We start from the raw sequence: 20,629 nt of genomic DNA, 5'->3' as shown, positions 1-20,629 counted from the left end.
CACTTGAAACGGATTAGTTTATGACCGCCAAGGAAAAATTCGGCCTGCTGATTGTCTATACCGGCGATGGCAAGGGGAAGACCACCGCCGCGCTCGGAATGTGCGTGCGTGCAGTTGGCTATGACTGGAAAATCTGCCTTATCCAATTTGTCAAAGGTAGCTGGAAATACGGCGAGCTAAAGGGTCTCAAACGACTTGAACCGAATGTCGAGCTACATGTCATAGGTGAAGGCTTTGTTGGGATCGTCGATGACACAAAAGATTTCGAGGTCCATCGCGAAGCCGCCAAACGGGGTGTCGAGCTTGCCATCGAAAAAATAAAATCTGGGAATTATCAGCTCGTCATCCTCGATGAACTCAATGTCGCATCTGATTTGGGACTCGTAACTCAGGAAGAGCTTGAACGAATAGTCGCTTCCCGAACAGCTGAGCAAAATCTCGTAATTACTGGCCGCGGAGCCTCGGATTGGCTGAAAGAAAAAGCAGACCTTGTCACTGAAATGCGCGAGATAAAGCATCCGTATCAAAAAGGTATTCTCGCTCAAAAAGGAATTGACTGGTAGGCTGGAAAAAGTGAGAATTCTCGCTTTGAGAGTGAACCAATTGGAACTGACGCCGGTTTAGCCTTTCAATGAAAAGTAAGCTGTTTTAAGTAAGGTGAGAAGATGATCGAAGACAAAAGATATGAAATTGTAATTGTTGGTGGTGGACCAGGAGGATTATGCGCCGGAATGTATGCGGCCCGAGCGCGACGGAAAACGGTCTGTCTCGAAAAGTTTCTGCCGGGCGGCCAGATCGCAGTGACGGGCGAAGTCGAAGACTATCTCGGTTTTGAACATATCAGCGGAGCGGAGCTCGCGATGAAATTTACCGAGCATGCCAAAAAATTCGGCCTTGAAATTAAACTCGAGGAAGTTGTCGAGGTCTATGTCGATGGCGAGGATCGTGTCGCGCGATGCGCATCGGGAAATCTTTATCGTGGCAAAGTGATTATCTTATCGACTGGCGGCTCGCCGGTCTATCTCGGCGTTCCGGGCGAACAGGAATACAGCGGGAAAGGCGTCTCATATTGCGCAATCTGCGACGGGGCTTTTTTTCGCGACCAGGTTATCGCTGTCGTCGGCGGGGGTGATGCCGCTGTAGAGGAAGGGACTTTCCTTACTAAGTTTGGCACGAAGGTTTATATTATTCATCGGCGCGACAAGCTCAGAGCGCAAAAAATCATTCAGCAACGCGCTTTTGCAAATACCAAAGTTGAATTCATTTGGGATACATCGGTCGAGGAAATACACGGAAACGAGAAGAAAGTCTCATCGTTGTCGCTGAAAAACCACAAAACCGGGGCGAGGACGAAGCTTGAAGTCGGCGCGATTTTCCCTTATATTGGTTTCCACCCGAATTCGAATTTGGTTCGAGAAGCCATTCGAAAAGACCAAGGCGGGTACATTATAACGAATGACCGAATGGAGACCTCGATTAAAGGGATTTATGCTTGCGGTGATGTCCGATCGCAATTGGTTCGTCAGGTCACAAACGCCGTCGGGGATGGCACGACAGCCGCAGTAGCGGCGGAAAAATATATTGAAGAGCTTGAGGATAAACACGCTCTGCGTGTATAGATCATAGGTGAGCTTTACGATAGATCGTCGATGTAATATTTAGTCCACACTCAAATAAGACAACGGGTTGAAACAATTGGTGGATACGTCCGTTAGTGTGAGGAATAAGGAGAGGAAAATGGTTGAGCAGACACTAACGCCCGAAAAAACGAGCGTTGAAAAAGAGGGGCCGCCACTTTCGGTGCGCGGACTGTGGGAAGTGTTCACTTCACCCACATGCTTTTTTGATGAAATTCGGCAGAACCCTAAAGTGCTTGTGCCTCTAATTGCGATTGCTGTGACGTTTTCTTTTTTCCTGTATTTCACCGCCGATATAATCGCTCAAACACAAATTGCGGAGATGCGGCAGAAACCGAATATGCCAGCTGACCAGATTCCGACTGTGGACAGTATGAAAATGTATATCTGGATTTTTTCTGCACCAGTAATTATTCTCTCTCCGCTTATTATCACCGCATTGGCAATGTTTTGGGGTAACTTTGTGATGGCAGGGAAGGCGACATTCAAACAAATATTCTCTGTCGCTGTTTATGGGGAGTACGCCTTCTTTGTTGCATCGCTTGTGGTGATACCGCTCATAATCGCCAAAGGGAGCATGGCAGTATCGCTTTCGCCGGCTATTTTGCTCTCTGATCAGGATATCACAAATCCTCTGTGGTTGGCCCTTTCAAAGCTTAGTGTTTTTCATATTCTCGAATTTATCATTATTGCGATAGGTTGTCAGAAAATTTATTTGGTAAGCCGCAACAAGGGATACCTGTTGTCGGTCTTATCGATGGGATTGATAGCGCTGTTGCATGTCATTACCACAGCCATAGGGAAGCTGTTCACTTAAAGGAGAAGAAATGCGGATTGCTCTCGGAATTACTCTTGCACTTGTTTTGACTGTTTTTGTATCAGGAATGCCTTCGACGGCGACAGCGGCGCCGTTGACACTCGACGATGCCATCACATTGGCCCTGCGTAACCGCGTTGTCATAATCCAGACCCAAGGGGCAGAGGAACTTGCCCGCGCTGGTCGAAGAGCTGCTCTCGGTAGCTTTTTGCCCCGCTTGAGGACATCTTACACGTATGGAAAATCAAAGCAGACTAATCAAAAAGTGGATATTAAAGACACTCTCGGAAACGTAACGAAAGATGTGTCGATAGACGACGCCGAAGGAACAAACAAAATATTTTCCGTTGATGCAAGTATCTCAATCTTCGATCTGGCTAATTTCTATAACTATTCCGCATCCTCGGCGGATGTTGCTCGCGCAAACCTTGATGTTATCGCCTCAGAGCAGGACCTAATATTTTCTGTAAAATTGTCGTTTTATGCCTTCCTCGCAGCAGTCGAAAATGTCGCTGTTCAGGAAGATGCGGTGAAGCGCGCAGAGGAGCAGTTAAAACTGATTCAGTCTCGCTTTGATTTGGGTTCGGCATCGCTTTCTGATGTACTAAAGCAAAAGGTGCTATACGGCACCGATAGATTAGAATTGCTTCGCGCACGGAATGCCGTGACAACCACTGAATCTGATCTGGCCTTCACGATTGGTGTCGATCCTCGTCAGGATTGGGAATTTTCTACTCAATATACTGTGCGGGAATACGATGGTACACTCAACGATGCCATTGAATTTGGTCTGACTCATCGCCCGGCCTTGCTCGCTGATGAGCTAAACCTAAAGTCCGCTTCGAAATCAGTGAGCGCTTCACGGGCTGAGTATTTGCCCAAGCTTGATGGCTTTGCATCTTATTCGAAGTTCTCGGGTAGTTCAGGTTTTGCAACGCTTACGGACCGCTCCTCAGACACACGAGAATATGGGTTTACGGCCTCTTGGAACATCTTCGATGGGTTTTTCAGAGAAAGAAACATAACTGCCTCAAGAGTGACCAAGAATAACGCAGAGGCGTTCTTGGCCGATACGCGCAATTCCACAGTAACGGATATTAAGACTGCCTATCTTAATATCGAACTTCTCCGAGAACAGAAGAGCGTTTCCGAGGAAAATGTAGAGGCGGCAACCGAAGATTTGAAAATAACACAGGAAAAATATAATCTGGGCGCGGCGACAATTCTTGATTTGCTGAGCACGCAGGTTTCGCTCAAGCGGGCGCAGGTGTCGCTTATCCAGATTGATTTCGACTTGAATTTGGCGATCTCGACGCTTGAAAACGCAATGGGTAAAATGTAATTAGTATAGAAGAGGTGTGGAACGCAGATGAGCAAAAAGAAAATCATTTTTTTATCGCTGGCCGTTGTGGTTATAGCCGTATTTGTCTTTCTCAATCTCAGATCGGATGCGGGAAATACTACCACAGTCAATGCCACTGCCGCCTCTGAAACTGATATTATTGAAATTGTCTCGGCTTCGGGCAGAATCCAGCCTCAGAGCAAAGTGAATATCACCTCGGAGGTGAACGGCGAAATTGTCAAATTGCTTGTCCGGGAAGGCCAGGAAGTCAGACAAGGTGATTTGCTCATTGTGCTTGATACAGTGAGACTTCGCTCCGATGTCGATCAGGCCCGGTTTGCGGTTAGTGAGATTAACGCACGTTTAGAGGGCTCCAAAACTTCGCTTGACCAGGCTCAGGAGGAATTTGACCGCCAACAAAAAATGCGTGACCAGAATCTAACGTCTGAGACACAATACAAAGATGCGAAATATCAATTTCTGAGCATGAAATCGTCCTACGATGCCATGCTTGCGCAGTCAAGACAGATGAACTCGGCCTTCGAGAAGCAAGTTGAGAATTTCAGCAAAGCGAAAATTGTTGCTCCGATGAATGGAATTGTGACCTTTGTTGATGTCGAAGAAGGAGAGATTGCAGCCGCACAGACTGCCTTCACACAGGGCAAGACGCTTATGACTATCTCTAATCTCAATGTTTTCGAAGTTGAGGTGGAGGTCGATGAAACAGAAGTCAATAAGGTCTCGGTCGGTCAGTCGGCGAGAATTGAAGTCGATGCATTTCCTGATACGACATTTCCCGGGTCGGTCATAGAAATCGGAAACACGGCCGTTGTTCAAGGTCAGGGCACTCAAGACCTCTCGACAAATTTCAAGGTAAAAGTTATTTTTAATGATAGCGATGTCGCTATCCGTCCGGGTATGTCAGCCACGGTTGATATCACGACCAAGAAACGCGATATGGCTTTGGCCTTGCCATTTAGCTCTGTTGTTGTCAGGTCTTTTGATATGGATTCACTTTTGGCCGCCCGCGCCTCTACTAAAGAGGACGGCGTGGTCAATGCCGTGCATGCCGCCGAGACCACCAAAGGTGACAAGGCCGGAAAATCGGGCAAAGACATCAAACGGAAAGAATTGAAAGGCGTCTTCGTTATCAAGGATGGAGTCGCGCGATTTACTGAAATCGAGACCGGCATTTCTGACTCCAAAAATATTGAGGTCTCATCCGGCGTCCAAGTAGGCGATTCTGTCGTCTCGGGTCCGTACAGTGTGTTGAGAACGCTTAAAGACGGCGACAAAGTCGAGCCAGAAAAAGACGATGAAGAGAATGGGAAGAGCGAAGAATGAATTTAATCCACACTGAGAATTTATGGAGAACGTACATTATGGGGGCTGAGGAAGTTCACGCGCTTAGCGGGGTCTCCATTGACATAGAAAAAGGGGAGTACGTTGCCATCATGGGGCCATCAGGTTCGGGCAAATCGACCCTTATGAACCTCATTGGCTGTCTCGATACGCCTTCGCAGGGGGAATACACGCTCAATGGAAAACAGGTCAGCAATATGGGGGATGACGAACTTGCGACAATTCGCAACCGCGAGATCGGATTCGTGTTTCAAACGTTCAATCTTCTCCCTCGAGCAAGCGCGCTCCACAATGTAGAACTGCCGCTTATTTATAATGGAACGTCTTCAAAGGAAAGGTCTGAGAAGGCCAAAGTTGCTCTTGGCAAAGTTCATCTGAGTGACAGGATGAACCACAAACCGAATGAACTTTCCGGCGGTCAGCGCCAGCGTGTTGCGATTGCCCGGGCCTTGGTGAATGACCCTTCGCTAATACTCGCTGATGAGCCAACCGGAAATCTGGACAGCAAAACCTCAGAAGAAATTATGCGTCTCTTTGATGAACTTCATCGGCAGGGGAACACGATTATTACTGTCACTCATGAACGCGATATTGCCAAACATGCGCACCGCATCTTGTCTATTCGTGATGGTCTTATAGCAGGCGATGAAAAAACCGCCATTGCCAGCTAATGCGCTAAAGCGAACCATTGCGTTCACTATACCAGAAAGAATATTTCAATGATTACCGGGTCTATTTTTGCCATCGCATTCGACGCTCTGAGAGCGAATAAACTTCGCTCCGGCCTAACCTTGCTTGGCATTATCATCGGGGTCACTTCGGTCATGACAATAATTTCGGCGCTTGAGGGGATGACCGACAATATAGCTAAGCAGTTCAGCAAGCTCGGCTCTTCGACCTTTGTGGTAACGCGTGTGGGAATTGTAACCTCCGATGAAATGTGGTGGGAGAAAATCAAACGCAAACCATTTAAGGTCAGTTATGTCGATGCCATCCGCAACGGTTGCAGCGATTGCGAGAAAATATCCCCTACTGTGAGAACCGGGCGGCGTGTTAGCTACGGAGGGAAAAATCTTAGGGACGTTGAAATATCCGGCACCAGCGCTTCGCATATCGACATAGTGGACCTCAATGTACAGCTGGGTCGTTTCCATTCACATGAAGACGATCTGCATGCCCGGCGGGTGGCGTTCATCGGCGAAGATATTCGAACCGAGTTTTTCGAGGGATTGGATCCTATTGGTAAAGAATTGCGAATAGCCGGTGAAAAGTATTCGGTCATAGGAGTGGCGGAAAAACAGGGCTCGATCTTTGGCGAGAGCCAGGACAATTTTGTGAGCATTCCTTTTTCCGCCTGGACAAAGCAGTTCGGCATACCGAAAAGGCAATTCTCAATGACAATTAAGGCATCGTCGGTAGAGGCGGTGCCGGCAGCCATGGATCAAGTTCGTCTTATCCTCAGATCAGAGAGAAATGTTCCGTTTAAGGACGAAGATGATTTCGATTTGCTCACTGCCGAAAGTATTCTCTCGACTTTCAATGCGATTACCGCAATCGCTCGGATGGTTTTGATTATTATCCCGTCAATATCCCTTGTTGTGGGCGGAATAGTAGTAATGAACATTATGATGGTTTCCGTTACTGAGCGGACGAGAGAGATTGGGATTCGCAAATCTCTTGGCGCTAAGCAGAACCATATTCTTCTCCAGTTTCTTTTCGAGAGCCTGATGCTGACTCTTGGCGGAGGCATTGTGGGAATTGTCTTGGGATTCCTCATAGCAGAGGCCTTGGTCGCCATGATGGGGATGGAAATTTCTCCGTCGTTTATTGCAATCATGGCCGGTCTCTCAATTTCGGGAGGCATCGGTCTCATATTCGGTATTTACCCGGCTATGAAGGCCGCCAGACTTGACCCCATTAAGGCGCTCAGCTACGAGTAATTATCAATTGATACTAAGCGCAGTAGAATTGAAGGAAGCAGTCTTGATGGCCCTTGGCTCGCTTAGGTCTAACAAACTGAGGTCGGGGCTGACAATACTCGGTGTCATGGTCGGAGTTGGTTCGGTCATCGCGATGGCCTCTGTGCTCGACGGATTTGATCTGGCCCTTCAGAACGAAGTGAACAACATCGGTTCAAACGTCATTTATATCACAAAGTTCTCTCCAAGTACCGACTGGGATAACCTTAGCGACGAGGAACGCAATAGGAAAGCGATAACGTCCGGCGAGGCTGCGGCAATAATCAAGAACTGTGATCTCATTGACGGGGTCTGTCCGCAGAACTTTTATTTCAAGCCGGGCGGGAATGAAGTCAAATATGGCGCAAATAAAGCGAGCCAGCCCAGATTGTATGGGACATGGCCTGATTATCCCAAGGTGCGCGACAAAAATGTCTCAAGTGGGCGTTATCTGACGGAACTGGATCAACAGTATAAGGCAATGGTCTGCGTTATTGGCTTTCAGATCGCAGACGTACTTTTTCCTTCAGATGAGCCAGTCGGCAGAGAAATTCGTGTCAACGGAAACAAGTTTACTATAGTCGGGGTGCTCGAAGAGACTAAGTCAAATTTTGGCAGTGACGAAGACAACAATGCAGTCGCAATACCGCTTTCTGTATTCGAGAAACTCTATCCGTGGGAAGAGGAGCTAAGCCTGATGGCTCGCGCCCGCAGTTATAATGAGATCGCGGCGGCAAAAGAAGAAGTCACCAGTGTTTTGCGTCAATTCCGGAGGGTGCCCTTCAACAAAGACGACAATTTTGCTCTCTCCACGCAGGATAACCTTCGCGAAGAGATAGGCAAGGTAACTGATATGGTCTATCTAATAGGCATTCTGGTGACCTCAGTTGGTCTCATGGTCGGAGGAATCGGGGTGATGAACATTATGCTTGTCTCAGTGACCGAACGCACTCGCGAAATAGGCGTGCGTAAAGCGATCGGGGCGAAACGGGCAAATATCATTGTACAGTTTTTAACCGAAGCCATGACGCTTTCAGGGATGGGTGGAATTATTGGTGTATTCGGTGGAATCCTGCTTGGGCTGGGTATCAATGCAGCCATAAATTTCCCGCTCTCGATTTCTGTCTTTTGGATATTTACCGGATTCACCGTGGCCGTATCGGTTGGTCTTGTTTCCGGCATTTATCCGGCAATTAAGGCCTCCCGATTGGATCCGATAGAGTCCCTAAGGTACGAATAGATTTCGTCGCTCTTTCCCAAGCCACTTGGGCCTGAATTAATAAATCAGCTTTGACTCTTTTGACCCTTTGGTTGACACTTCTCCAGTCAGAATTCTCCTTGCATAAGCCTTTACCCCACCATAGATTGCAAATAATTATGGATTACTCTGAAAGTATCGTATAAGAGCTATATGAAAGCAGTCAATTTACTAAAACTTTCACTCAAATTAGTTCTCTTTGCTGGCTCCGCCGTGATAGTTATAGACACGCTCCTCGCTCAGCAGAATAGGAAAGAGGACCACGAGACCAAACCCGGTCCGCTACTTTATATCGATCACGCCGATTTTAAGTCGGACACACCTGGTAAAGTCAGGCTGGAAGTATATTATCAGCTCTATAATTTTGGACTTCAATTTGATAAAAAAGACAGCCTGTATGTTGCAGAATATGAGGTTTCCGCAGTTATTCGCGACGACGACGGCAAGCAGGCAGCAGCAGAGAGCAAAGACAAGACAGTCGTACTTTCAAATTCCGAGCGGATCCGGTCGCGTTTCGATTTTCGCACAAGCCAACTAAATTTTGATCTTGACCCGGGTAAATACACTGTTGAATTTTCTCTGAGGGACCGCAAGACCAGACTGGTCACGAACAAAGAAATCAAGATGAAACTTGAAGATTATGGCCGCGATGAACCGCTCATGTCGGCTGTTGAGTTTGCCCATGTTGCCCAACAGACCGAGGAAGAAAATGGTTTGTTTAACAAAGGCGTACTCAAGGTTATTCCTTCGGTGACGAGAGCCTTTGGAGGAGACGATGAGTCGACACTATTATATTATTTTGAATTGTACCCGGGGCAGGATTCAGAGAGTGATGTCGTTGTCGAGACCATTTTAAGACATTACGCCAAAGGTATGCTCTATCGTGATACTCTTCATGTGAAGCTTGACAAGCCGGTTATACGCCAGCTGAGGGAGATATCGATTACCGATCTTGAACCGGGCAACTATGAGATGGAAATTTATTTGCGAGGCCGGCGTAACAAGAAACTCGATGAGCAAAAACAGGAACTGACGCTGCTCTGGAGCCAGTATGGTCTGATACGAAATGACTGGAAAACAGTGATGAATCAGATTCAGTATATTGCGACATCGGAGGAAATCGATAAGGTCAAAAATGTAACAACTCTGGAAGAGCGAAAGAGCGCCTTCGACCAATTTTGGGAAAGCCGCGATCCTACCTTGGGCACCCCCGAAAATGAGACCAAACGAGAGTTTTACCGACGAGTAAACTATACCAATGAACGCTTTACTTCCGGCCATCGAGAAGGATGGAAATCTGACCGAGGACGCGTGTACATTGTTCACGGCGAGCCCGACCGTATAGATGACCAGCCCTTTTCGCCAAGCGAAGTGCCGTATCAGATTTGGCACTATTATTATAGCGGTCAATACCTGCGATTCACTTTTGTCGATGAAAATGAGGATGGCGATTATCGCCTGCAATATCCGTACGATGGACGTAATCAGCGACCAGATTTTTAGACTACGATTGATTTCCCGCATGTGGGCCGGCCTGGTAACCCTAATCCTTGCTGTATTTTTCTGCATATCAGACGGTTCAGCGCAAATAACCTCCTCGACTCAGTCATTGACGGTTTTTTCAGCGCCGAATTATTTGGATAACCCTGCATTCGCTCCACATACGGTCGTTGAGTTTCCCTTTACGTTGTATCGAAACGAATTTACTTTTTTTAAGCCCGATTCGCTTGACCCATTGTGGTATGCCAGGATATTTGCCCAAGTAACCCTCTATGACGAACAAGGGACTGGTATCGACTCAACGACCACCTATTTTACTGTCCCGGTCGTTACGGCAAGTGAGGGCGCACGTCTTGGTATTCGACTCTTCAATCGTTTGGTTCTCGAATCGATGCCGGGAATATATTCCGCGCGTCTTGTAGTTATCGATGCTGTGAATAAGAGAAGGGGGGAGATTTACTTTCCCAAAGTGCCGGTACCGGCTTCCCGGACCGAACGCATTGCCATCGGTGGCGAATGTCTGGCATATAAAATCACTTATGTTGCTGAGGATACCTCCCATGCTCCATCTCCAACAACAAAGAATGGGTTTGATGTCCTCTTTAACCCACTCGCCATTTTTGGACCGACCGACACAATTATTTATGTCTATGGAGAGCTGTACAATCTGTTCTATGACAAAACACAGAGCTCTACCTACACCGTCTCCTATGACATCCTTGATGATACAGGCGCAATAGCGCAAAGCTATGGATTCAAAACTCGCAAGCAGACTGGGACCTCGGCCGTTGAAACACAGTCCTTCAGTCTTATCGGCTGTGCACCGGGGCTTTATACAGTGCGGATGATTGCCGCAGACCAGTCCCACATCTCTGCCGATACAGCCCTGCTTCGCTTTCGCCTTGCATCGAAAAACGATATCCTCCGCGCTTCAACCCTGACGGCATCGTTCGATCCCTACGATACGCTGAGCTATCAGGTAAAGCTTAATCTTTCCAGTTATTTTCTTACTCCGGAACAGAAAATTACTGTCGATCGTCTCAGCGACAGCGGCAAGATTAATTTTTTGAAACAATTTTGGAAGGAACGAGATATCCGTGTTGAGACCGACATCAATGAGGATAGAATCGAACTTATTCACCGGTACGAGACTGCTAACCTTCTGTTTTCCACACGCTTGCGCATCGATGGATGGGCAAGTGATCGCGGGAGGATTTATATCACTTATGGGCAATGGGAAGAACGAAAAGACATTCCAAGCCCCGAAGACGAACGGCCGTTCGAAATCTGGTATTATAGATCACAAGAGGAAGGCATTTTGTTCGTTTTTGAGGATAAGCAGGGATTTCAGGATTATACTCTTGTGCACTCAAACGCAAATGGCGAAAAGTTTGATGTAGTCTGGAAGGCCAGAATATCGGAAGAATTTCGCTGAGTAGCTTCGATATTAATTGAAGCGAGATGCAGTTTTTCTAAGCTGACTACCCGGATACATTTCACAGTCATTATTCCGAATAATAAAAAAAGCCGCCAACTGGGCGGCTTTGTAATTTTAAAGTCGTTAATCGAGCGTCGATATTTTGTCTAATGACTGCCGATCTGCGTCCCAGCCGCCGTGTCAGCCGCTTGTCCAGGAAGTCGTATTTCCCGTTTGATAGGGATAGTAAAACGACTCTTAGAGGCATCGTTGGCTTCCAGTGTGAACGACGTGCTAAACGTTTTAGACACAGCGCCTTTCTTAAGCTTAGCTAGTCCCTCAGCCGTTTGACCGGGGGCAATGGTTTTCGGTAGGGTAACGTCCATAAGCTCGCTGGGCTGGGCAATCAAAGACAAATCAATAGTGCTGTCAGAGACGTTTGTGATTTTGAATTTAATCTGGTCACGTACTCTTTCAGCGAACTGAGACAGATCAAGTTTGTAGGGTCTTATAATCAGAGGAAAAGTAGAGTCCGGGCGCCTGACTACCGAAGAGGTTATCTGCACAAACTTGTCAGGTTTTCCTTCGTTTGTCTCAATCTTGGGACGTTTTGATACTATCCCATTGACAGTCTTCGTATCGAATATAATTTCTAAACGGGTGCTGTCGCCGACAGCAATCAGGTCCTTCTCAAGAGGAGCCTGTGTGCATCCTCAGCCAGGTACGACTTTAAGAATCTTGAGGCTATCATCACCAGTAGAATAGAGCCAAAAGTAATGACTTATTCGAGAGTTTTGCGGCACAAAGCCAAAGTTGAACTCCGTCTCAGGCATGGTGAGCCGTGGCGCTGCAATCAACGATGTGCCACCCAGCATCAGCAGAGATACAAGGGAGACAGTCTTAACGAAGGTTGACATATTGTTCATACTCATTATTTCCTAATATACACAGAATTTCCCAATATCATCAGAATATTATCACGATTTTCTGGCATCACGAACAAGCGCTTAGTTTACCTATATCGGCCATTTGGACCGGTGATATAAACCAAACATTTAATTTAACGGCTGCCGATCTCTTTGGGCGAAGCTGGTGAGTCCGTGGCCTGTCCCGGGACTCGGAGAGTCCGCTTTATAGGAATCGTGAATCGGCTTTTCTGCTCGTCATTTACCTGAAAGGTCAGAGAGCGCTCAAAAGAATCATCCAAAGTACCGGTGTTCAACTTGACAACACCTTCCGCGGACTGCCCAGCAGCGACACTCTTGGGAAGGGTCACTTGCGCGATATCCTCAAGTCCCGAGACAAGCGTCAGTTCAAGATTATTCTTTGAGGCATTTGTGATCTTAAAAGTTATTTGGTCACGTACCTTCTCGCCTGATTGCGAGATATCCAGCTTGTAAGGCTTAATGATGACCGGGAAGGTTGAGTCAGGGTTGCTCAGGACAGTAGAAGAAATCTGTACAAATGTGTTCGGCGTACCTTCGTTTGTTTCGATTTGCGGACGCTTCACAACGGCATTGGTATATGTCCTTGTATCAAAGATAATATTCAAACGAGTACTGTCACCGGCCGCCAGGATATCTTTGTCGAGCGGAGCCTGCGTACAGCCGCAACCTGGCATAACTTTGGTAATCTTAAGGCTATCATCGCCAGTTGAATGGAGCCAGAAGACATGGCTGATCTTGGAGTTTTGCGGTACATATCCGAAATCAAATTCGGTCTCAGGCATGGTCAGCTTTGGAGCAGAAAATAGATCCGCTGAAGAAATGATGAGCACCAAAGCGGCCAATATCAGGGTACGAAATTTTTTCATTGTGATGTCCATAAGTTTAGAGGTTCGGCTATCAGAAGTTATTTTTTGCCAGTAGCATTGCTTGCAATATCGGTTGCGGTATTCGCCGGCGAAACGACTGTTCGTTTGACCGGCACAGTAAATCGTGTTTGTAAGGCGTCATCGAGCTGAAATGTAAAAGAGCACGCAATTGAAGTATTGAGATACTCCTTTTTAAGCTCGATAGTGCCAGTCGCCGAACCTCCTGCCGGAATAGTTTCTGGGAGGGTTACCTCCATGAAACGAGTCGGGGCGACGACAAGAGTTGGTTTTAGCGGCGTGGCTGATGTGTTGGTGAGGGTAAAAGTCATTTTGTCCCGCACGAGTTTGCCCACAGGTGTTAGATCAAGTTTGAATGGCTTAATGGTGATCGGGGTCGTCGCCAAGGGATCAATCATGACATCGGCATGTACCATAATGAATGTATCAGGCGTCATGGCGTCTGATTCAGGTTTATTCTCGTTGGTCCAGATCCGCGGCCCCTTCGTTATTTTCCTGGTGAATGTCTTTGTGTCGAGCATGATATGCAAAAGTGTGCTGTCACCTGCGGCCATGTTTTCCTTCTCCAGCGGGGTTTTAGTGCAACTACAACCGGGAACGATTCTGGTTATTTTCAGGGAATCGTCGCCCGTCGAATAGAGCCAGAAGTCATGGCTCAAATCGGCATGCTGCGGCACAAACCCAAAATTGAATTCAGGCTCTGATATTTCAAGTCGTGGCGCTGCAGAGGACGTTGATGACAGTAATGCCGTCGCGAGCAGGAATTGAGTGATCTGTTTCATGTTCCGTGTTCTCATGTATGTCTTCCTTCATCTCGCATTGTTAAATCGCCTATCCTTGGCTTACTATATTCTCGTGCGTGTTGTTTCCAATATAATCGGGATCGTCAGACGAGTTTTTTTACCCGCAGGATTCGTAACTTCAATTGTTAGTGAAGCCGACTTTCTATAGTGCAAAGGGTCAGCGGTAACAGTTTCGATTCTCTCATAGGCCAGTGAGCCGACAACACGGTCATTTGCCTTGATAGAATTGGGGAGTTTAGCAAGTAAATCAGCATTGCTGAGAGAAATTATTTTGGCAGTCAAAGTTTGATTTGTTTGATTGAAAATGGAAAAACTGGCCCGAGCGGATTTCTGACCGGATTTGGATGAAAGATCAATTTGTTGTGGCAATGCGCGAACCTGGACGAGACTATCTGCTGGTGAGGTTACAAAGGCTTTCAGAGCAAACTTCAAGGGCTCGATTGAGGCATTCGTGAAGATATAGGGCTGGCGTGTCGTGGTGCCTGTTGACTCTGACACATCCCACACGAAGGTAATGGGTAGACTGTCTGACGGCAACAAAGTCGAAACGGAAGCGGGTATTAATATGCATCCACAACCAGACTTGATATCAGATATTTCAACTGAATCTTTGGCCGTGGATTTTATCCAGACGGTGTGCGCGAGTGTGGATCCGTCCGGTATCATACCAAAATCAAACGAACTGTGGCTCAGACTTACAGCGGACTGGTCTACACAGAATCCCGCCGAGGCTCCAAGTATGAGTAAAGTAAAAGCAAGTTTACCTATCATCGAGGTATTATAACACCGTTTTGCAATATAGTTCCACTATATAAGCTATTGGAGCAAATAGATTTGTCAAGATTATTACTTTTCTTTAATTGTTGTTTTTCGACCTTCCGATATATAACTTGGGCACTGGTATTAGGTTTCGCTTATGAATATTATAGAAATCTGTGATTTAACGAAAATCTTTCACACCCGCCTGATGAAGGGGAATGTAGTTGCCCTTGATACTGTCAGCCTTGACATACATCAAGGCGAGGTTTTCGGTTTGCTCGGCCCAAATGGCTCAGGGAAAACGACATTGGTCAAGAATCTGCTGGGGATTTGCTCGCCGACCTCAGGTACAATCAGAATAAACGGATTACCGCCATCAGATCCGCTTTCGAGAGAAAAAATCGGCTTTCTGGGCGAGAATTACCGATTTCCGCTTCATCTGACAGGTCTCGAACTACTTATGTTCGCTGGCCGCCTCCACGGCCTCCCTGAGAGCCAAACCGAGGGCACCGCCCAGCAATTGCTCTTGAGCGTTGGTATGGAAAGATGGTCGAACACTAAAATCAGCAGATACTCCAAGGGAATGACCCAGCGAGTTGGACTTGCCCAGGCAATGCTTTCTGATCCAGACCTTATTATCCTCGATGAACCCACTGACGGAATCGATCCGATCGGACGGGTTGAGTTCCGGCATATTCTGGAACGGCTCAGAAACCAAGGAAAGACAATTCTGCTCAATTCGCACCTATTATCCGAAGTCGAATCAGTTGCCGACAGAGTGGCCATTCTTTCAAAGGGGAAACTTATGAGGCTCGGTACCGTTTCCGAGCTGACCAACCACAAAAATCAATATCGAATCGAGGCCGCACTTGGGGAACAACAGTTTGATGTTCCGACCGAGATGGGACGACGAGTATCAATTACTTCAACTGATATGGTCGTCGAACTGAATGATATTGATGACATAAATTACATCATTGACCATCTCCGAATTCGCAAAATTGCCATCAAGACAATTACTCCGGTAAAGGTAACTTTGGAGCAAACATTTATGGACACGCTGACAGTGCCTCAGGAGCAAAGTGTATGAGAGGCTTCGTGCGCGACAGTTTTCTTGAACTATTTCGCTCAAAGACTATATTTCTCTTTGGGGCATTTACGGTGTTGGGGTTGTTGCTTGCGTTCGGCTCGCCATCGATAGATTTCCCTTTTCCGAATGATGACACAGGAACAGGATCGGATAACGGCGGGAGTTCTACTAGAGCTTCGATTCTCATAAAAGTTGTCGAGACGAGCACAGGCTTTCTTGTGTTTTTGGCAGTCATGGCGAGCGCGAGCGTACTGCCACGAATGCTTGAGAAGGGAAGGGTGGACTTCTATCTGTCCAAGCCGGTTTCTCGGGGAAGCATACTCCTCAATAAGATGGCCGGAATCTGGCTGAGCTATGGAGTTGTCATTATTGTTTCCTCAATTCTCATTTATAGCGTTGCGGCGGCGATTCATGGCGCGTTTGATCAGAGAATACTCATTGTCTTCGCGGCACAACTGATAGTGTTTTTTGTCTGGATTACGATAACAAGCACCGCCGCAGTTGTCACGGGATCGCAGGCATTCGCGATAATGTCCGCTTTTATTATTTGGGTTTTTCAGTCCATACTGAGCGCCCACGAGGCAATTGCGGATAATCTCCCAAGTGAGTGGATGGGTACAATTGTCAATTTCCTCTATTACGTCTTTCCGAAAACGTCGCAGTTGTCGGACCAGGCTATATTGATGGCAACGGGACTGCCGTATGAAATGTGGATGCCGTTGGTGACAACCCTTGGATTTGCGGCGATTCTGATGCTCGCATCGTTTGTAATTTTCCAGCGAAAAAACTACTAAATCCAAGCTTGCCGAGACCAAGTTGGGTATTTATCTTTGTCCACCATGAACGAGACTAAAAAAGAACAGCAAGACCCGCTTGAGCCGTTGAGAGTGGCTTTGAAACTCGAACAGGAAGGGAAGAAATTTTTCCTTGAGTCCGCGACCAAATTCAAAAGCCGGTTGGCCCGGCGAACCTTCGAGTTTCTTGCCGCTGAAGAAGACAAGCATATCAAACGAATAGAAGAGTTTTATCATTCCATTGAATCATCAGGACAGACCGGACTTTTGAAAATAGAGGAATCAACTGCGCATCTCCGCTTGGCCGAGTTCAACGACCGTCTGGCTGAGTTGCGTGATGAGATAAAGCCAAGCGCGTCCGATGTCGAAGCCTACCAGTACGCGCTTAAGTTTGAAAACGGCGCTGAAGAGTTTTACGAAAAGTTCATGAACGAATCAGATGACCCGAATATCAAACGCTTCTATCGCTGGCTGATTCAGGAGGAGGAGATGCACTCGAAGCTCATCCACTCCTGCATGAAATTTGCCGATGACCCGGCCGGATGGTTCAAAGAGCGATAGGGGGGTTTCGACCATTGCGCAGTTAAAATCTTTCGATTTTTGACCGCGAAATATCGTTCTGCTACCCTCTATCGTCCACCCAGCTCGCATTGTCATTCGCTAAATCTGACTTTACAGTCGATTTATTCTACTCTATATATTCTCCGACAATAATAGACCACACAATAAGGAGCTGGAATCGTGACCCCATTTGAATATCTCGAAGAGACCAAACAGAAGCGACTGGATGAACTGAAGCAATTTCTTTCATTCCCTTCTGTGTCAGCAAAATCGGAACATAAACAGGATGTTGCCGATTGTGCCGAGTGGCTCAAAAACCATATGTCAGCAATAGGTTTTACGGCCGAGTTGTCGGCCACTCAGGGAAACCCGGTAGTCTACGCCGAATACATGGCCGATCCAAAAGCCCCAACTGTGCTCTATTATGGGCACTACGATGTTCAGCCGCCTGAACCGCTTAGTCTCTGGACGACTCCGCCGTTCCAAGCCGAAGTCCGAGATGGTTATCTTTACGCGCGAGGTTCTGCCGATGACAAAGGGCAGACGTTCACACACATCAAGGGAATGGAGGCTCTGATTAAAACATCGGGCAAACTTCCGATCAATGTCAAGTTTCTGATTGAGGGGGAAGAGGAAGTCCATTCAGTGAATCTGCCGGAATTCCTCAAAGACAACAAAAATCGTCTCAGAGCAGATATCGTCGTAATTTCCGATACGGCTCAATTCAACAAAACCCTTCCAGCGATAACCTATGGCCTTCGCGGGATTGCTTCATGCGAGGTCTTTGTCTATGGCCCGAACCGCGATGTCCATTCAGGTACCTTTGGAGGGGCGATTGCCAATCCTATAACTGTGCTCTGCCAGCTTGTGGCGCAATTTCATGATAAAAACAACAAAGTCGCCATTCCCGGTTTCTATAAAGATGTCAAACCAGTCACCAAATTCGAAAAATCCCAGTACAAAAAGCTCCCCTACAAGGAAGGCGCATACAGGAAAGCGCTCTCGATTTCTGCTCTGCACGGTGAAAAGGGATACACGACTTTCGAAAGAACATGGGACAGGCCAACTTGCGAAATAAATGGTATTACCGGCGGATATCAGGGCGAGGGGGCTAAGACAATTATTCCGGCCATGGCATCATGCAAAATCACAATGCGTTTAGTGCCGAATCAGAAACCGCTGGATATATGTAACAAGCTCGAGAGATATCTTAAGAAGCTCGCTCCGACATCGGTGCGGATAAAAGTCAACAAACATGGCGGCGCCCCGGGTGTGGTTGTGCCGACAACCGGACCATGGCTTGATGCAGCAGCGCGGGCGATCAAAGCGGGATTCGGGAAAGCGCCTGTCTTCATGAAAGAGGGAGGATCTATTCCGGTAGTGAGTGATTTCAAGAAAACGCTTGGAATAGATACCTTGCTCATTGGTTTCGCCCAGAGTGACGACAATATCCATTCACCGGACGAGCGTTTTCGACTCGTGGATTTCGAGCGTGGCTGTCGCACAGCGGCGATGCTTCCGGAAGAGCTTGCGAAAGTAAAGCGCTGATGGATCTTGGACTGAAAGGACGAAGGGCTCTTGTCACTGGTGCGTCGTCCGGTCTCGGAGCCGCCGCGGCACTTGCTTTGGCCCGCGAAGGAGTTCAGTTGATATTGAACTCCCGAAACGAGGAGAAGCTCAAACATTCTGCTCAAAAAATAGAAAGCGAGACCCGCCATTGTCCGGTTCTCCTGCCTGCTGACTTGTCAAGTGAGAGTCAATTGAGAATGTTGATAGATAAGGTGTTGCGGGAATCATCTAAAGTGCCAGTTGATATAGTGGTTATCAATGGGGGCGGTCCGCCGCCGGGGGATGTGCGGGATCACGCCAATGATCGATGGACCGAATCTTATAATCTTGTGCTCCAACCGGCCATACGTCTGACTCGTGCGCTACTTGACGGAATGGTGGAAAGGAAATGGGGAAGGCTCATCTTCATTACTTCGGCCAGTGTCCTCCAGCCAGTTAACGAACTTATACTTTCTAATACGTTCCGCGCTGGAGTTACGGCATTCGCAAAAACAATCTCTAATAATTATGCCAAACATGGAATTACGGTCAATTGTGTTTGTCCGGGGTACACGGCAACAGAACGATTGCAGAGTCTTGCAAAATCACGCTCCGAAAAAAGCGGATGTTCAGTGGAGGAGGAACTTGAGAAATTCACTACGCTCTCACCTGCAGGACGAATCGGACAGCCTGATGAGTTGGCGTCGCTCATCACCTATCTGGCGTCTGAACGAGCCGGATTTATTACAGGTACTTCGATACCTGTCGATGGCGGACGCAACGGCGCGCTCATCTAATAAATGAAATCACTTCCTCGCCTTGACGGACTAAAAAAACATCCCGAGACTAATTCTCATGCTGTGAGAACTCTTGCGGCGCTGATGCCGGTAATATTACTTCAACAGGTAATTGGCGCACTCGGATTTCCCATCACCAAATATGGGGTGACCGAAATTGAGCCATTCACATTTGCGTTTTTTCGTTTTGTAATCGCAAGTCTGCTCATGTTTGCAATTGTACTTGTTCGTAAAGAAGAAACGTCGATAGAGCGTAAAGACTGGCCAAAGATAATTGGTCTTGGCATACTCATGGTTCTTCTCAACCAGCTCGGCTATCTTTGGGGGCAGTCGATGACCGGAGCGGGGCACGGCTCAATTCTCTATGCGACAACGCCGATATGGGTATTTCTTTTTGCGCATTTCCATCTTGGCGAGAAAATGTTTTGGAGACGAGGCTTAGGAATAGGCATCGCTGTTGCTGGCGTACTTGTGATTATGTCCGGAGGTGTGCTGCATATTGGAATGGAGTATCTTGTAGGAGATATTATAATCTTTATCGCGGTGCTGGCCTGGGCCTATTACACAATACTCGGCAAGCCGCTCGCGCAGAAATACGGCGCGTTGCGGATGACTGCCTATGCTCTTATATCCGGCTCGCTTCTCTATTTCCCTTTCGGCGTATACCGTGCAGTAGAATTTGATTATTCGTCTGTCACAACTATGGGATGGCTTGCGGTGCTCTACATGGCGATTGCCATGTCGATTATTGCATATGTGGCATGGTATTGGGTGTTGAAACAAATGGATGCCTCGCGCCTTGCAGTATTCAGCAATATTCAGCCGGTTATCGCGACAATCGCCGCTTATTTCATGATTGGAGAGACGGTTGGACTGTCATTCCTGATTGGGGCGGGAGTTGTACTGGCCGGTGTCATTACTGCTGAGGTCTGAGAGGTTGACAGAGATTGCGAAAATCAGTACTCTTTGCCCCTAAAAAAGATTGATTATTTTTCACAAATATGGAGAGACAAATACATTATAGTCGATTACTTGTGACCTAGCCCCCAAAAACGAGTCCAGCTGTTATGTTAGTAAATCTGGATTTTGAAGGAGGCCGGTATGAACAAGAAGCGGTTGCGCCCGGAACAGATCATCGCCAAGCTTCGAGAGGCT

The 20,629-nt window shown here is 47.3% G+C and carries 21 protein-coding genes; 16 read left to right on the top strand and 5 right to left on the bottom strand.

The window, feature by feature from the left end; all coding sequences use genetic code 11:
• The first annotated feature begins 20 nt into the window (after window positions 1–20).
• The 10 genes from cobO (at window position 21) to SGI97_05525 (ending at window position 11,309) form a co-directional block, all read left to right on the top strand.
• Window positions 21–563 (top strand): cob(I)yrinic acid a,c-diamide adenosyltransferase, encoded by a 543-nt coding sequence (cobO, locus tag SGI97_05570; GenBank protein ID MDZ4723355.1) that lies wholly within the window; start codon window positions 21–23, stop codon window positions 561–563.
• A gap of 102 nt (window positions 564–665) precedes the next feature.
• Complete coding sequence (gene trxB, locus SGI97_05565; protein MDZ4723354.1) at window positions 666–1,619, top strand: thioredoxin-disulfide reductase; 954 nt, start codon at window positions 666–668, stop codon at window positions 1,617–1,619.
• A 118-nt stretch (window positions 1,620–1,737) separates the two neighbouring features.
• Window positions 1,738–2,454 carry a Yip1 family protein gene (locus tag SGI97_05560; protein ID MDZ4723353.1) on the top strand — a complete coding sequence of 239 codons (717 nt, stop codon included), beginning with the start codon at window positions 1,738–1,740 and terminating at the stop codon, window positions 2,452–2,454.
• Window positions 2,455–2,464: 10 nt separating this feature from the next.
• Window positions 2,465–3,796, top strand: coding sequence for a TolC family protein (locus SGI97_05555; protein MDZ4723352.1), 1,332 nt, complete (start codon window positions 2,465–2,467; stop codon window positions 3,794–3,796).
• Window positions 3,797–3,823: 27 nt separating this feature from the next.
• The gene (locus SGI97_05550) at window positions 3,824–5,140 is read left to right on the top strand and encodes an efflux RND transporter periplasmic adaptor subunit (GenBank protein MDZ4723351.1); all 1,317 of its coding nucleotides are present in this window, start codon (window positions 3,824–3,826) and stop codon (window positions 5,138–5,140) included.
• Window positions 5,137–5,829, top strand: coding sequence for an ABC transporter ATP-binding protein (locus SGI97_05545; protein MDZ4723350.1), 693 nt, complete (start codon window positions 5,137–5,139; stop codon window positions 5,827–5,829). The genes SGI97_05550 and SGI97_05545 overlap by 4 nt, the downstream gene beginning before the upstream one ends.
• A gap of 48 nt (window positions 5,830–5,877) precedes the next feature.
• Entirely contained in the window at window positions 5,878–7,098 is a 1,221-nt protein-coding gene (locus tag SGI97_05540; protein ID MDZ4723349.1) for an ABC transporter permease, read from the top strand.
• Window positions 7,099–7,144: 46 nt separating this feature from the next.
• The gene (locus SGI97_05535) at window positions 7,145–8,356 is read left to right on the top strand and encodes an ABC transporter permease (GenBank protein ID MDZ4723348.1); all 1,212 of its coding nucleotides are present in this window, start codon (window positions 7,145–7,147) and stop codon (window positions 8,354–8,356) included.
• A gap of 171 nt (window positions 8,357–8,527) precedes the next feature.
• Window positions 8,528–9,877 carry a GWxTD domain-containing protein gene (locus SGI97_05530; GenBank protein MDZ4723347.1) on the top strand — a complete coding sequence of 450 codons (1,350 nt, stop codon included), beginning with the start codon at window positions 8,528–8,530 and terminating at the stop codon, window positions 9,875–9,877.
• The gene (locus SGI97_05525; GenBank protein MDZ4723346.1) at window positions 9,819–11,309 is read left to right on the top strand and encodes a GWxTD domain-containing protein; all 1,491 of its coding nucleotides are present in this window, start codon (window positions 9,819–9,821) and stop codon (window positions 11,307–11,309) included. The genes SGI97_05530 and SGI97_05525 overlap by 59 nt, the downstream gene beginning before the upstream one ends.
• Window positions 11,310–11,458: 149 nt before the next feature.
• Here SGI97_05525 and SGI97_05520 read toward each other — a convergent pair whose 3' ends face one another.
• The 5 genes from SGI97_05520 to SGI97_05500 form a co-directional block, all read right to left on the bottom strand.
• The gene (locus SGI97_05520) at window positions 11,459–11,857 is read right to left on the bottom strand and encodes a hypothetical protein (GenBank protein ID MDZ4723345.1); all 399 of its coding nucleotides are present in this window, start codon (window positions 11,855–11,857) and stop codon (window positions 11,459–11,461) included.
• Window positions 11,858–12,004: 147 nt separating this feature from the next.
• Window positions 12,005–12,217, bottom strand: a complete 213-nt coding sequence (locus SGI97_05515; GenBank protein MDZ4723344.1) for a hypothetical protein — start codon at window positions 12,215–12,217, stop codon at window positions 12,005–12,007.
• A 134-nt stretch (window positions 12,218–12,351) separates the two neighbouring features.
• The gene (locus SGI97_05510; GenBank protein MDZ4723343.1) at window positions 12,352–13,104 is read right to left on the bottom strand and encodes a DUF1573 domain-containing protein; all 753 of its coding nucleotides are present in this window, start codon (window positions 13,102–13,104) and stop codon (window positions 12,352–12,354) included.
• 38 nt (window positions 13,105–13,142) lie between these two features.
• On the bottom strand, window positions 13,143–13,919 hold the full coding sequence (locus SGI97_05505; protein ID MDZ4723342.1) for a DUF1573 domain-containing protein: 777 nt from the start codon (window positions 13,917–13,919) through the stop codon (window positions 13,143–13,145).
• 48 nt (window positions 13,920–13,967) lie between these two features.
• Entirely contained in the window at window positions 13,968–14,696 is a 729-nt protein-coding gene (locus SGI97_05500; GenBank protein MDZ4723341.1) for a DUF1573 domain-containing protein, read from the bottom strand.
• A 145-nt stretch (window positions 14,697–14,841) separates the two neighbouring features.
• Between SGI97_05500 and SGI97_05495 the strand changes: the two genes are divergently transcribed.
• From SGI97_05495 to SGI97_05470, 6 genes are all read left to right on the top strand, one after another.
• Window positions 14,842–15,774 (top strand): ABC transporter ATP-binding protein, encoded by a 933-nt coding sequence (locus tag SGI97_05495; GenBank protein ID MDZ4723340.1) that lies wholly within the window; start codon window positions 14,842–14,844, stop codon window positions 15,772–15,774.
• A complete protein-coding gene (locus SGI97_05490) occupies window positions 15,771–16,568 on the top strand; it encodes an ABC transporter permease subunit (GenBank protein MDZ4723339.1) in 798 nt (265 codons plus the stop codon). Before SGI97_05495 ends, SGI97_05490 begins: the two co-directional genes overlap by 4 nt.
• 45 nt (window positions 16,569–16,613) lie before the next feature.
• On the top strand, window positions 16,614–17,129 hold the full coding sequence (locus SGI97_05485; protein MDZ4723338.1) for a ferritin family protein: 516 nt from the start codon (window positions 16,614–16,616) through the stop codon (window positions 17,127–17,129).
• Between the two features lie 180 nt (window positions 17,130–17,309).
• Window positions 17,310–18,677, top strand: a complete 1,368-nt coding sequence (locus SGI97_05480) for a dipeptidase (protein ID MDZ4723337.1) — start codon at window positions 17,310–17,312, stop codon at window positions 18,675–18,677.
• Window positions 18,677–19,474, top strand: a complete 798-nt coding sequence (locus SGI97_05475; GenBank protein MDZ4723336.1) for an SDR family oxidoreductase — start codon at window positions 18,677–18,679, stop codon at window positions 19,472–19,474. Before SGI97_05480 ends, SGI97_05475 begins: the two co-directional genes overlap by 1 nt.
• Window positions 19,475–19,477: 3 nt before the next feature.
• Window positions 19,478–20,407, top strand: a complete 930-nt coding sequence (locus SGI97_05470; GenBank protein MDZ4723335.1) for a DMT family transporter — start codon at window positions 19,478–19,480, stop codon at window positions 20,405–20,407.
• Window positions 20,408–20,629 lie beyond the last annotated feature (222 nt).

The sequence above is a fragment of the Candidatus Zixiibacteriota bacterium genome (genome assembly GCA_034439475.1).
Taxonomy (GTDB): domain Bacteria; phylum Zixibacteria; class MSB-5A5; order GN15; family FEB-12; genus JAWXAN01.
The sequence above is the reverse complement of the archived record's forward strand: the minus strand, read 5'-3'. Positions and strand labels throughout refer to the sequence as shown.